The 13,714-nt window shown below is 65.5% G+C and carries 12 protein-coding genes; 3 read left to right on the top strand and 9 right to left on the bottom strand.

All coding sequences use genetic code 11. The features are described 5' to 3' along the window. The first annotated feature begins 90 nt into the window (after nt 1–90). Entirely contained in the window at nt 91–2,301 is a 2,211-nt protein-coding gene (locus tag NDN01_RS24495) for a putative bifunctional diguanylate cyclase/phosphodiesterase (protein WP_272624827.1), read from the top strand. A gap of 48 nt (nt 2,302–2,349) precedes the next feature. Here NDN01_RS24495 and NDN01_RS24490 read toward each other — a convergent pair whose 3' ends face one another. Further along, nucleotides 2,350–3,342 (bottom strand): UbiA family prenyltransferase, encoded by a 993-nt coding sequence (locus tag NDN01_RS24490; RefSeq protein ID WP_272624826.1) that lies wholly within the window; start codon nt 3,340–3,342, stop codon nt 2,350–2,352. Nucleotides 3,343–3,482: 140 nt separating this feature from the next. Between NDN01_RS24490 and NDN01_RS24485 the strand changes: the two genes are divergently transcribed. Continuing rightward, nucleotides 3,483–4,703, top strand: a complete 1,221-nt coding sequence (locus NDN01_RS24485) for a glycosyltransferase family 4 protein (RefSeq protein ID WP_272624825.1) — start codon at nt 3,483–3,485, stop codon at nt 4,701–4,703. Between the two features lie 27 nt (nt 4,704–4,730). Here NDN01_RS24485 and NDN01_RS24480 read toward each other — a convergent pair whose 3' ends face one another. The 6 genes from NDN01_RS24480 to NDN01_RS24455 form a co-directional block, all read right to left on the bottom strand. After that, nucleotides 4,731–5,624 carry a sulfotransferase domain-containing protein gene (locus NDN01_RS24480; protein WP_272624824.1) on the bottom strand — a complete coding sequence of 298 codons (894 nt, stop codon included), beginning with the start codon at nt 5,622–5,624 and terminating at the stop codon, nt 4,731–4,733. Beyond that, entirely contained in the window at nt 5,621–6,676 is a 1,056-nt protein-coding gene (locus NDN01_RS24475; RefSeq protein ID WP_272624823.1) for a hypothetical protein, read from the bottom strand. The genes NDN01_RS24480 and NDN01_RS24475 overlap by 4 nt, the downstream gene beginning before the upstream one ends. Nucleotides 6,677–6,786: 110 nt before the next feature. After that, nucleotides 6,787–6,969 (bottom strand): Trm112 family protein, encoded by a 183-nt coding sequence (locus tag NDN01_RS24470; protein WP_272624822.1) that lies wholly within the window; start codon nt 6,967–6,969, stop codon nt 6,787–6,789. 29 nt (nt 6,970–6,998) lie between these two features. Continuing rightward, on the bottom strand, nt 6,999–8,288 hold the full coding sequence (locus NDN01_RS24465; RefSeq protein WP_272624821.1) for an ABC transporter ATP-binding protein: 1,290 nt from the start codon (nt 8,286–8,288) through the stop codon (nt 6,999–7,001). 39 nt (nt 8,289–8,327) lie between these two features. Beyond that, the gene (locus NDN01_RS24460) at nt 8,328–9,149 is read right to left on the bottom strand and encodes an ABC transporter permease (protein ID WP_272624820.1); all 822 of its coding nucleotides are present in this window, start codon (nt 9,147–9,149) and stop codon (nt 8,328–8,330) included. A 95-nt stretch (nt 9,150–9,244) separates the two neighbouring features. Next, nucleotides 9,245–10,396 carry a cytochrome P450 gene (locus tag NDN01_RS24455; RefSeq protein ID WP_272624819.1) on the bottom strand — a complete coding sequence of 384 codons (1,152 nt, stop codon included), beginning with the start codon at nt 10,394–10,396 and terminating at the stop codon, nt 9,245–9,247. Between the two features lie 390 nt (nt 10,397–10,786). On the opposite strand from NDN01_RS24455, the gene NDN01_RS24450 reads away from it, so the two are divergent. Continuing rightward, on the top strand, nt 10,787–12,700 hold the full coding sequence (locus NDN01_RS24450) for a CocE/NonD family hydrolase (RefSeq protein WP_443025170.1): 1,914 nt from the start codon (nt 10,787–10,789) through the stop codon (nt 12,698–12,700). A 59-nt stretch (nt 12,701–12,759) separates the two neighbouring features. Here NDN01_RS24450 and NDN01_RS24445 read toward each other — a convergent pair whose 3' ends face one another. Further along, complete coding sequence (locus NDN01_RS24445; RefSeq protein WP_272624818.1) at nt 12,760–13,236, bottom strand: DUF2147 domain-containing protein; 477 nt, start codon at nt 13,234–13,236, stop codon at nt 12,760–12,762. A 34-nt stretch (nt 13,237–13,270) separates the two neighbouring features. Then, the gene (locus NDN01_RS24440) at nt 13,271–13,681 is read right to left on the bottom strand and encodes a ribose-phosphate pyrophosphokinase (protein ID WP_272624817.1); all 411 of its coding nucleotides are present in this window, start codon (nt 13,679–13,681) and stop codon (nt 13,271–13,273) included. Nucleotides 13,682–13,714: the final 33 nt, after the last annotated feature.

Genomic DNA, 13,714 nt, shown 5'->3' with positions numbered 1-13,714 from the left:
TCGCCGATCGCAACCGCAAGTGGTTATACCGGAGCCGAACATTTAGACTTGCGTAACATACGCCCGGCAATGGTACCCCGGTAAGAGGTCGTGCCATTGCCGAATATCATCGATCACCATGGCGAGACCGCAGGCGCCGAACGGCAGCGTCTCGAATGCTTGCGACGCTACGGCCTGGACGGCACGCCCGGCGAGCCCGATCTCGACCGCATCGTGCGCCTGGGTGCCGAGATGTTCGGCGTACCGATCTGCGCGATCACGCTCGTTGGCCGCGAGCAGGTCTGGCTGAGGGCCAGGTTCGGCGTCGAAATCGATTCGCTCCAGCGCGAAGGCTCCTTCTGCGCCGAAGTCGTCCGCGGCATCGATCCGATGGTCGTCGCCGATGCGCTGGCCGATCAGCGCTTCGCGACCAGCGATCTGGTCGCCGGGGCAGGAATCCGTTTCTACGCGGGCGCACCGCTGATCACGCGGGACGGCCTCGCGCTGGGCAGCTTCGGCCTGCTGGACGTGAAGCCGAGGCATGATTTCTCCGACGGCCAGCAATCCCTGCTGTCGCGGATGGCCGGCATCGTCGTCGATCTGTTCGAACGCCGCCACGCCAGCCGAACGGCGAATACCCTCATCGCCTTTGCCGATGTCGCCCACCAGGCGCTCATCACGACTGACGAAGAGGGGCGCATCACCTTCTGGAATCACGGTGCGCAGGCAATGTTCGGCTATGCGGCGCGCGAAGTCGAAGGCCGTTTCGTCGAGCTGATCGTGCCCGAGCGCTTTCGCGCGGCGCATCGCGAAGGGCTGATGCGGATCGCGGGCGGCGCGCAGGCGCGAATGACCGGACGACCGCTCGAAGTGCTCGCCGTCCGCCGCGACGGATCGGAGTTTCCGGCAGAATTGTCGCTGTCGGTGTGGAGCGGGTCGCTCGGCCTCGGCTTCGGCGCGCAACTGCAGGACATATCGGACCGGCGCGCGCGCGAGGAACGGCTCCATCATCTCGCGAACCACGACGAACTGACCGGCCTGCTCAATCGCAACAGCTTCCGTGCGCGGATCGAGGCCCAGCTCGAAAGCACCGCCGCTGCGACGGTGATGGTCTTCGATCTGGACGGGTTCAAGGACGTCAATGACGGGCTCGGCCATGCCGCGGGCGATACGTTGTTGCAGGCATTGGCGCTGCGGCTCGCGGCATCGTTGGGGCCTGACGACGTGCTGGCGCGGCTGGGTGGCGACGAGTTTGCGATCCTGATGCCCAATGATCGCGACCCGCTCGAGATCGCCAGCCGCGCCGACGCGCTGCTCGAGCTGATAGGCCGGCCCTTCTCGGTCTGCGGGCACCAGTTCCACCTGTCCGCCAGCATCGGGGTCGCGCTCGCCCCGTTCCATGCGGGCAACGCCGACGAACTGGTGGTTCGCGCCGATCTTGCGCTCTTCCGCGCGAAGAACACGGGCGGACGGCGCTACCGCCTGTTCGATACCGGCATGGAAAGCCAGCTCGCCACCAATCGCGCCTTTCAGGACGAGTTGCGCTACGCCTTCACCGACCGGCAGCTCGAACTGCATTTCCAGCCTCAGGTCAGCCTGGCCGACGGCCGCCTGATCGGCGCGGAGGCGCTGCTACGCTGGCGCCATCCGACCCGCGGCCTGCTCTATCCCAAGGCCTTCCTGCCGGTGCTCGAAACGCACGCCCTCGCTTTCGAAGCCGGGTGCTGGGTACTCGACGACGCGTGCCGCACACTAGCCGCCTGGCGCCACGCCGGGCTCGCGCCGATCAGGATCGGCGTCAACCTGTTCGCTGCCCAGCTCCGCGCCGGCACCCTGGTCGATGTGATCGAGAGCACGCTCGCCCGGCATCGGCTTTCCCCGGCGGACCTCGAGATCGAGATCACCGAAACCATCGCGCTTCGCCACGACATCGAGGAGCTGGAACCACTCCGCGAGCTGCACGCGCGCGGCGTCAGCATCGCCTTCGACGATTTCGGCACGGGCTTCGCATCGCTCAGCACGTTGAAGGACTTCCCCCTTTCACGCCTCAAGCTCGATCGCAGCTTCGTCGAGGATATCGGCCTGGACCCGCATAGCGAGGCGATCGTGAAGGGCGTCGTCGCGATCGGCCACAGCCTTGGCCTGGACGTAATTGCGGAAGGCATCGAGACGGCCGGGCAGGAGGCGCTGCTCCGCGCCTGGCGGTGCGACGCGGGCCAGGGCTATCATTATGGCAAGGCGGTACCCGCGGCCGAGTTCATGGCGACCTTCGGCACCCCGTTTCCGATCGCGGCAGCCGGACCGGTCGCAAAGATCCGCTGAACCCCGGCGCCATGAGAGACCGGCCGGGGTCCGATTCAAACCAGCCCCCTATTGATGAATACGGCGCGGCAGCTTCCATGCGTCGGAGATCACCTGGCTCAACCGGCCGGGAAAGAACAGGCAATGCAGCGCCAGCATGATCCAGTCCGCCGGATGCGCCAGCGCGGAGGCGACCAGCAGCGAGACCGGCAGGAAAACCTCATAATATTCATTGAGCAGGATCAGATGGCGCGGGCGCGGCTGGACGATCGCCGCGTGCATCTCGAACCGCTCCAGCTTGAAGATCACGAGAAAGGCGTAGAGCACGAGCGCGACGAACGGGATGCGATCATCGAGCAGCCACAGCAAGGCGAACAGGGCGGCGCATTCCAGCGGGAACATCGCCCTGGCCCCGATCGCCCTGGCCCAGCGCCCGCCATGCCGCTGCACGAAGGTGCGCACATTGCCGATCCGGTCGGCCTCCTCGTCGCTCAGCTGATGCCACAGGATGCCGCGTATCCCGAAGGCACCGGCCCACACGCCGACCAGCACGAGCCAGGCGAGATCGGGCGCCACACCGCCAGCGCGAAAGGCGAGCAGCGCCGCGACCAGCGCGGGAAACAGATGCGCGCCGCTCGCATCGGCCATCACCCCCAACAGGCCCCGCGTCTTCAGCCGCAAGGGCGGCAGCGAATAGGCACTGAATGCCAGCCACGCTGCGCCATAGGCCGCCAGCAGCAACGGATCGTCACGCCAGCGCCATGCCATTGCCAGCCCGATCAGCAGCGGCACGGCAACGAGCAGCACGGTCGTCACGCCCGATCGCCCCTCAAGCCGGTTCGGCTTGCCAGCCCGCCGATCCTCGTCACGGTCGGTAAGATCGTTGATCACACTCACATAAACGGCACCGGCCGCGATCCCGATCAGCAATTCGATCACGACAGGCCAGGCAGCGGCAATCGATGCGCGGCGATAGGCGAGCGTCGCATAGAAAACGCCGAGGATCGGGAGCAGCTTATACTCCCACCACTCCGTCGCCCGGATGATTTGCCCGATCCGCACCTGATTCATTCCCCCTGGTCGACCCGTTCATCGCCGATATTTCGCCACGACATAACTGCTTGTTTTACAAAATCCTGCGATTTTTGATTGACGGCATAAAGGGGCAACGTGGTAGCGACAGCACAGAGGGGGCTCCGTTTTTGAAAATCGCCGATCCGCGCCACATTGCTTTTATCAGCTGCAACGAGACACATTGGGGGGGCAGCGAGGAACTTTGGGGGGCTGCCGCCGCCGAACTGGCCCGCCGCGGTCACCGCATATCGGTCGCCAAGCCCAACCTTCCCAAGGGCGAACCGGCGATCAAGCGGCTGAACGAGGCGAAGTGCACATTGCACGATCTTGCCAAGTTCCCGCTGCTGCCCAAGGCATTTTACGGCATCTTCTCGTTGATCAGCCGCGCCGCCGGGCTGAGCTGGCAACTCGCCCGCCTCGATATCGCGCTGCGCTTCTCACGCCCCGACATGGTCATCCTGTCGCAAGGCGGCAATTGGGACGGCTTCCTCTATGCAGGCGTGCTGCGACGGCTCGGCATTCCCTATGCGCTGATCTGCCAGAAGGCGACTGAGCTCTACTGGCCGTCCGACTGGATGCGCGAGCGGTGCAAGGCGATGTATGCCGACGCGCAGGGAGCCTATTTCGTCTCGCACCACAATCATCGACTCACCGAAGAGCAGATGGGCATGGCGATCCCCAGGGGTGAGGTCGTGCGCAATCCGTTCCTCACCGCCTGGGATGCGCCGCTTCCCTGGCCCGATACGGGCGACGGGCTGAGGCTCGCCTGTGTCGGCCGCTTCTTCCCGATGGAGAAGGGCCAGGACATGTTGCTGCGGGTGATGGCGCTGCCCAAGTGGCGCGCCCGCGACGTCAGCGTCTCCTTCTTCGGCGCCGGCGATCGCGCCGAGGGCCTGAAGGAAATGGCGGCCTTCCTTGGGCTCGACAATGTCGCCTTCCCCGGTTTCGTCCGGAACGTCCAGGGAGGGATCTGGGCACAGCATCACGCCCTGATCCTGCCGACGCGCGCCGAAGGGCTGCCGCTGGTGGTGGTCGAGACGATGCTGGCCGGGCGGGTGACGATCACGACCGACGTGGCCGGCAGCGCAGAGGTCTGCAGCGACGGCGAGACCGGCTTCATCGCGGCCGCACCGACTGAAGCTGCCATCGACGAGGCAATGGAGCGCGCCTGGGCCGCACGGGCGACATGGCCTGCGATCGCCGCCGCCGCCGCCGCCAGCATCCGCACCCAGGTGCCGCGCGATCCTGCCAGCACCTTCGCCGACATCGTCCTGCGCCTTGTCGACAAGGGCGCCGTGCAGGCACCGGCCAGGGACTATGGCGAGGAACTCGTCGGGGCTGCCGAATAGCTGGTCCGCGCCACAACCGGGCGCGGTCTATTGCGGATTCAGCCGGTGCTCGAACAGATAGTCGCGGGCAAAGGGCCGGTAGATCGGATCTGCCGCCAATCCATCGGCGGTACCGCGCACCGCCTCCAGCAATTCATCAGTGACAACCGTCCTGTCGACCGGTTTTGCGGATGAAAGCCGATTGAGCAGCGCGATCGGCCGGCTCAACCGGTTGTCGAAAACGAGACCAAGGTACAGGCGCGACATCCGCCGACGAAACGGCAGACGCCTGACCAGCCGGGCGATGCGAGGATACCATCGCAGCTCGACCGGAGAGAGAGAACGATTGACCACGGCGTCCTTGAAATCGAACGGCGCCACGCCGAGCCGCCGTTCCATCTCAGCGCGGAACCCGGCCGGATCGCGCGCCAGCAATTCATAGGGCAGCACGATCACCCGATCGCCGAAACGGGCGCGGTACATCGCGATCAGTTCATCATAGCACCAGGGATTTTTGCCGCCCAACCACATCTGCGTTTCCAGATCGTCAGTGCCGCCGACCCGGACATATTGCGAATAGGAGGACAGGATCATCGACCGGAATCCGCGCGTGACGATCAGCACATGCGCATCCGGGAAATTGTCCGCGAGCAGGGCGCAGGCGCGCGCCTGTCGTTCTTCCAGCGTTCCTTCGCCCGGATGCGACAAATCGATATCGCGCCGCCCGGCATCGAGAAACGGGAAGGTGAATGCCTCGTGGCTGGTGACGCGCCACAGATAGCCGGGATCCTTTCCAGCCGCCTCCGCAACAAGAGAATGAATGCTGCGGAATCCGGCGATGCCGCCATGCGCATAGGCGATCTGCGGATGGGCGGCGAACCAGCGCTGCAAAAAGGTCGAGCCGGTCTTCGGATAGCCGATATGAATCAGATGACGGGTCACGCCGCCTCCGTCCGCGATACCCGTGCAAGCGCCTCGATGCAGAAGCCGGTGGTCAGTTCCTCCGATCCCCAGTGCGGCGTATCGGGATGCGCGGGCGCAAGGCTGCCGTCACGGCGGCGTTCGCGCCCTCCGAAATAGACCGGCGCGCGCGGCCAGCTTCCATCGGAAGACTGGCGAGCGAGCAACGCATCGATCAGCTCGTCCGGCGGCATCGCACCGCAATAGAGCCGGGCGGCGATCGACAAGGCGATCTCCAGCGCACTCGTCGGAGGCGCGGCGTCCAGCCTGGCGAGGAGCAAGCCCCGTGCCTCTTCCGAACGGTCCCCAAGCGCGCGGGCGAAGAAATACCAGAGTACGAAGGGGTTCTCATACCATTTGTCGGCATCTGGCTCACCGCCCCGGCGCAATATCCCGACCAGCCGCTCGACCACGCGCGCATCGCCCGGGAAGCTACCGAGATAATGAAGGCAATTGGCATTCACGCCCGCATCGACATCGGCTGGCGCCGCAGAAGTCTTCTTGAAGAAGAACCAGAGCGTCACGAGATGGCGAAGCTGCGGCAGCGTCACCCGCATATGCGCCCGGCCCATCCAGCGAGCCCGGGGCATGATCCACGTCAGGAACATGCCCTGCGCATCACGGTTCGCCAGGAGCAGCGCCGGGTCCGCACCGTCCGTCGAGCCAGCGGTCGCAAGGGCGGCCGACACGCAACACGTATCGTCCATATCGGGCGGCAACTGGCGAAAGAACGGGTGATCCCGGGTCCAGTGCCGCCATAGGCCATGGCGATCGCGCTGGGCGAGCAGGAACGCCAGGCCACGGTCGCGCATCAGGTTGGCGGCCGGAGCGAAGGACAGGCAATGCGCGATCAGGGCGGTCGGGAAGATCGACGGATCGGGTTCGCAATCACCGGTCATGTCCCTGCGCAGCGACGTCACCACGCGGAACTCCCCGCTGTCGAGCTGGACGCGTTCCAGAAAGGCGAGACCTCCGGCAAGCGCTGCCCGCACATCGGCGCGGTCGAATCTGCCCTTGGGTGTCACGATTGCCATTCCCGGATTCCCGTTCGGACCCAGACAAGCCGGAACGTCGTTCATCCGGCGACGCTTAGCCAGTCGCCATTGCGCTGTCGACGGCTCCAGTCGCCAGCGGGCCATCGCGATCAGTCGGTGTCGATCCGCCGTGCCGCCTCGATCAACAGGACGGGAATGCCGTCGCGGATCGGGTAGGCGAGACCGGCCTGATCCGAAACCAGCTCGCCGGCGATCGCATCATGCCGCAACGGAGTCCGCGTCGACGGGCAGACGAGCCTGGCAAGCAACGCTTCATCCATATCACGCCGCATTGCGGAATTCTCCTCGGCAGACCCTTCGGTCATTTCCCGTCAGGCCCGTCCGGCGACACCCGGAGCGGCTCATCCCATTGCGCATCAAGCCGCACCAGCTGATTCGCCCAGATCTGCAGATTCAGGACAGGATCCGGATCGGTATGCACCTGGATATGGCATTCCCGGCTCCGCGAACTCTCCAGCGCGATCGGGTAGTGTGTGGTGGCATCGAGCAATGTCGCGCGGACGATGTAGCGGCCGGCGAGCAGCGGCACATCGGGCAGGATACACCGGAGAATGCCGCGACCCGCGTCGAGACGCCGCGGTGCCGTATCGACCGCACCGCAAACACAGGTCCATCGGTCCTCGGTCCAGATGCTCAGCGCCCATATCACCTCGGTCGCCAGGTCGGCCTCGTAGCGAAGCGTCACCTCGGCCGGCCGTCCTGTGCGGATATCCTCGCCGCTTCCCGGTACCATGTTGAGCCCGCCCATGCGCACCGGGCCATTGGCGGCGAAGTCGCCCGTCTGGCTCGCCTCGACCGCCGGCCGCTGCTCAAGCATCCTGCTGACCGCATCGGCCACGCCGCCCTCGAGTATCACGCGCCCCCGTTCGAGCAACACCGCGCGGTCGCACGCCGTCTGAATCTGCTGCACATTGTGGGAGACCAGGAGCAGCGATCCGCCGCCCTGGACGAACTGCCGCATGTGGCGAATGCATTTGTGCTGGAAAGCGAGATCCCCCACCGCCAGCGCCTCGTCCACCAGCAACAGGTCCGGCCCGAGATGCGCGGCGAGCGAATAGGCGAGACGTGCCTTCATGCCCGAACTGTAGGACAGCAGCGGGGCATCGATAAACTCCGCCAGTTCAGCGAAATCGATCACTGCCTCGAGCAGACGCCCGGTCGCGTCCGGATCAAGGCCATGAAGCGACGCGCCGACCTCGATATTCTCGCGGCCGGTAAGCAGCGGGTTGAAACCGGTGCCGAGCTCGATGATCGCCTCGGACCGACCCGCGATGCGCACCTGCCCCATATCGGGTTTCAGAAGACCGTAGATCACCCGCAGCAAGGTGCTCTTGCCGGCACCGTTGCGCCCAATCACGGCGACAGCCTCGCCGCGCCGCACGTCGAACGAAACATCGTCGAGCGCCCAGAATTCGCCGGGGCGCAGGCGACCTGCCCACCATTGTCGCCCCGACATCTCGCCCGCGATGTCGCCCAGACCGTAGAACAGCGCCTTTTTCAGATCGCCGCAATATTTCTTGGACAGGTTGGAAACCGACAGCGTCGTATCGCCCTTCCCCGAACGCGCGGCGCGATCAGGTGCGTCTGACATGTCGAGACCGGCAAAGGGGGGCGCTGCGACCTCCATCGCTCAACCCAACCGGCTGACGACATGCGGTCGGGCAAGCCGGTACCACAGCCAGGCGGCGACCAGGCCGACAAGGGCGATGCCGACGATCACCAGAAAGCCGTTGGAAACGCCCCACCAGCCCAGCAACCAGTTCCGGGTCGTAACGAGCAGCGGCGCGACCGGATTGAAACGGAGCGGCCCAAAGGAGGGCAAGGGATAGATCACCGGGGTCAGAAAGAACCAGAAGGTCATCGCCATCGCGATCACGCGGCCGATATCGTCATACAGCAGCCCCAGCGGCGCCACCGCCAGCCCGATCGCCAGACCGAACACCACCAGCGCCACGACGCCCGCCGGGATCAGCGCCATCGACGGCACGAAGGGTACCCAGATGGCGATCACCACCACAAGCACCGCGAGACGGACCACGGCGTTGAGCAGCACCTCCATCGCTCCCGCGAGGATGATCGCCTCATGCGGGACCCGGCTTCGCGTGATCAGCTGTCGCGCGGCCGTCAGTTGCTGCAACGGCGCATTGATGGCGTCGACGAAGGATTGCCACAGGATCATGCCCGAGAGCACGAACAGCGGATAGGGCAGGCTGGTCGGCGCGATGCTGACGATCCGCCGCGAATGGATATAGCTGCAGATCAGCACGGTACCCATCACCGGCATCAGCAGCCAGAGATAACCCAGAAAGGTCCTGCGGTGCCGTACGCGCAGGTTGCTGCGGAAGAGCCGCCACGCGATCGCGCCCGAGGCGCGCAGGTCGACCATCGCCTTCGCCGAAAAATGGCGCGGCCGGCGTAGCTCCGGGCTGGCGCTATAGACGATGTCTTCCATCGGCCGCCTATGCCGCAACGCGGGAGAGAGTCATAGCCGCTCCCTCGCCGGACGAAGTCCCCCCGCCGTTCCTGCGGAGGTTGCGGCAGCGGCGATCATATCGGCATCACCCCGATTTCCAGGCTTTCCGGGGAAAGCGCCGCCTCGGTCGCGAAATAGCGGATTTCATGCAGCGGCCGGAGAGCGTGGAGGGCGGCGGAACGGTGCAACAAGGTCGCCACGGCGATGTTGGCCGTCGCGCGGCCGACTTGCGCGCCGATACAGGCATGAGCACCGGAGCCGAACGCGAAATGCCGGGCATTCCCCCGGTCGAACCGAATCCGGTCGGGTTGTCCGAATTGAGCGGGATCGCGATTGGCCGCGCTCAGGCACAACCTGACATCGGCCCCCGCCGGAATGGTGACGCCGTCCAGTTCGACATCGGCCATCGCCAGGCGCGGCACCATATGTTCGGGCGGATGCAACCGAAGTATCTCTTCGACGAACGGCCTCAGCAGAGCAGGGTCCGCCCGCAGTGCCCGCTGGTCACTGTCGCATTCGATAACGCGAAGGATCGTCCGCGAGATCACCCGTTGAGTCGTGGTGGTGCCGGCGAGCCACATCAGCCGGACAAGGCTTCGCGCCGACTCTTCGGGAATCCCTGCACCGGTCAGCGCACCGAACATCGTCGAGCGAGGCGCCAGCGCGTCGAGGCTGCGGACGAAATTGCCCAGCGGGTCCGCCGTTCCCCGCGACACTTCCTCGGCATGGACGATATCGTCCATGCCCGCCGCGTCGAGGCCGAGCAGGTCCGCCGTGACCCCCCGGCTGACCGGGATCGCATAGTTCGCGACGGCATCCAGCTCGGGCCGAACAAGCGCCTCCGACAGTCGCGACGCGGTCGCTTCCAGCCGGGCCGTCACGGCGGGAGAGAATAGCCGCGCGACCGTGCGCCGGATCACCGTCTGGACGGGTGGATCGGCGGCGAGCAGGACAGCGTCCACGTCCCGGTAGGGTGCATTGGAGAAATGCTCGGGCCGGGCGAGCGCCGAACGGACCGCCTCATGGCCAAGGACGATCCAGTAGTCGTTCTGCGGCAGGAACAGTACCGATCCTTCCCGCCTCAGGGTTTCATAATGGGGAAAGGGATCAGCCGCGATCCCGGGCGAACGCAGATCGATCGTCGCCGAGGATTGAAGCTCGGCCGTGGTCCGACGGCGCAACAACGCCCGCATCCGACGCGCGAGGGCGGCGGGATAGCGCCTCATCTGCGCCGTGCGGCATCGGTCGGGCAGGCACATTGCCGCATCCGCTCATGATGAAGCTGTTTCGCCCCAGACATCGACGTCTTTCCCCCTACCCCATCCCGCTACCTTGCTCATAGGATAGCCTCCGCCGGTTGCCGATCCCTTTTGTCGAACAGGATGTGCCTGACACCGTCCGGATCTTCGGCATCGAACGGGATTGCCAGAGCGGGGCACAACCACCACGCGGGGCCTTTCCCGCACGGCGTCGCGCCATGCATTCGATGCTGGTCGCCCGGGCACCGCTGGGGGACGATCGCCCGGTGGCACCCATCCCGTGCCACCGGGTTGACACGGTAAAGCACCATTGGCCATGCCATGTGGAGGGACATAAATATAACAGGGAAATTGCTCATGCGGTTCGGGTTCGCGCTTCTCGCCACGACGCTTCTCTCTTCCATGGCCGTGGCCCAGTCGACGCCGACCACGGCGCCCGGTGGCGACATCCCCGCCAAGTTCACGCCGCCCACCGCCAGCTATGACTATGAGAAGCGCGAGGTGATGATCCCGATGCGCGACGGGGTGAAGCTCCACACCGTCATCATCGTCGCCAAGAACGCGAAGAACGCACCGATCCTGCTGACCCGCACGCCCTACAATGCATCCGGCCGCGTGATGCGCATCGACAGTCCCAATATGATCTCGACCCTGCCCGAGGGCGACGAGCTGTTCGTCAAGGACGGCTATATCCGCGTGTTCCAGGACATCCGCGGCAAATACGACTCCGAGGGCGACTACATCGTCACCCGCCCGGTGATCGGCCCGCTGAACAAGACCAAGGTCGACCATGTCACCGACGCGTACGACACGATCGACTGGCTGGTGAACAAGGCGAACCTGCCCGAAAGCAATGGCAAGGTCGGCATGCTCGGGTCGAGCTATGAGGGCTTCACCGTGGTCATGGCGCTGCTCAACCCGCATCCGGCGCTGAAGGTCGCGGCGCCGGAGAGCCCGATGATCGACGGCTGGATGGGCGACGACTGGTTCCATTACGGCGCGTTCCGCCTGACCAATATCGGCTGGCTCGCCGGGCAGACCGGCTACAAGGGCGCGGGCAAGTCGGCAGGTTCACCGGCCTGGGACGATTACGACACGTTCCGCAAGGTCGGCTCAGCCGGCGAGTGGGCGAAACAGTCGGGCTTCGACCAGTTGCCCTACTGGAACCGCATGTCGAAGCACCCCGCCTATGACGCATTCTGGTCGGGACAGGCACTCGACAAACTGCTCGCCGCCGCACCGTCCAGGGTGCCGACCCTGTGGGAACAGGGCATCTGGGACCAGGAGGACATGTACGGCGCGATCCACGCCTGGGAGGAACTCAACAAGGTCGGCCACGGCGGCAACAATTTCCTGCTGATGGGCCCGTGGCGGCACAGCGGGTTCAACTATAACGGCTCATCCCTCGGTGCACTCAAGTTCGAGGGCGACACCGCGCTGCAGGCACGGCGCGACGTGCTGCTGCCTTTCTTCAACGCCTATCTCAAGGACGGGGCGCCAGCCTTCACGCCGCCATCGGTGACCTTCTACAACACCGGCGAGAACAAGTGGAACAGGTTCGACAAATGGCCGCTCGCCTGCGACACCGGCTGCGCGGCACCGATGAAGCCGATCTACATGTCGGGGGATTGGGGCCTCGGCTTCGACAAGCCTGAGGCAGGGGGCGACAGCTATGTCTCCGACCCGGCCAAGCCAGTGCCGCATCTGCCGCGTCCGGTGAATTTCGGTGACGGACGCTGGCAAAGCTGGCTGGTCAGCGACCAACGCCATGCGGACGGCCGCCCCGACGTGCTGACCTACGAGACGCCGGTGCTCACCAAGGCGGTGGCGGTATCCGGCGTGCCGATGGCCGACATCTATGCGAAGACCACCGGCACCGACGGCGATTTCGTGGTCAAGGTGATCGACGTCTATCCGGACGAAGTCGCGAGCGACAAGACGATGGGCGGGTACCAGCTCGCCGTGAGCCTCGACATCTTCCGCGGCCGATACCGCGACAGCTTCGCCAGGCCGAGCGCGATCCCGGCCGACAAGGTCCAGCGCTACCGCTTTCGCCTGCCCGCGGTGAACCATGTGTTCAAGCCGGGCCACAAGATCATGGTGCAGATCCAGTCGAGCCTTTTCCCGCTCTACGACCGCAACCCGCAGACGTATGTGCCGAACATCTTCTTCGCGAAGAAGACCGACTACAAGAAGGCGACCGTCACGATCGAGCGTGGCGGCGAGACGCCAAGCGCGGTCTGGCTACCGGTGGTGTCGGGCGCCGAATGACACTTGGCGGCAAGACTGGGCGGCGGGCGGTTCGCCGCGCCCCTCCCGGTCCTGTCCGGTCATTTGAGCCGCGTCAGCGTCTGCGATCGGCAACCCACGCGGCCGACAAGACATCCGCTGCCCTTTGCCGTGTTCGCGTCGATCAGCATCACCGTGCCGGAAAAGGTCTTGTTGATATCGGGGACGAACACCTTGCCGCGCCATGGCCCCTTCTTGTCCTTGCGAAAATCCCGGAAAAGATCGGTGCCGACCAGGTTCGCGGTGCCGCCCCTTCTCGCATCGGCGATGGCCTTGGCGTTTGCCCAGACGACCTTCCCGCACATGCTGGCGCCGCAGTGACGCGCCTCGATATGAACGCTGTCCTGCGTGTTGCGCCATATGCCGATCGCTGCGTCCCCGTCAGCGGCGGCGGCCGGTTGCCATCCGGCCACCAGCAAGGCCGCGGCTGCGGCCCACCTCATTTGGCGCATCGGTCGTCTCATGCCGGCTGCTGATTCCAACGCGGCCGATATGCAGAAAATTGCTTCCTGCGCCAATCGCGACAGTCAGTTCCGGTTTACCGGCGAGGCGTCATTTGGCCCGCCACCAGTCAAACGCCTCCTCCTGCAGCCCCCGCACGAAGCGCAAAGCCTCAGCTCCGATCCAGGGGCCTTCATAGCCGCGCCGTATCGCGACGCCGCCAACCCACCATCCCTGGCCCGGCAACCCATCGGATTCGCGCACGACCAGGACAGCCAGTTCGGGCTCGCCCACTTCGGCCCCCGCGGCATCGACCGCGTCGAGCGTCTTGCATACGGCCCGCATCTTCGGCCGGGTGAAGCGGTGGCCGAGTTCGGCCAGCAGGTGCGAATAGCTGATCGCCTCGCCCGCCCTGGCCGAGGCGATCAGGATGGCGCGGACCCGCGCGACGTTGCCGATGGCGCTGTCGACCGGAGACGCCGGGTGCGCCGGGCCGTCCATCGCGGTACGTGCCTTGCCCATGTTTCCCGGCTGAACTCCATATGATGGCGTCGA

The sequence above is a fragment of the Sphingomonas sp. QA11 genome, assembly GCF_028473665.1.
Taxonomy (GTDB): Bacteria; Pseudomonadota; Alphaproteobacteria; order Sphingomonadales; family Sphingomonadaceae; genus Sphingomonas; species Sphingomonas phytovorans.
The sequence above is the reverse complement of the archived record's forward strand: the minus strand, read 5'-3'. Positions and strand labels throughout refer to the sequence as shown.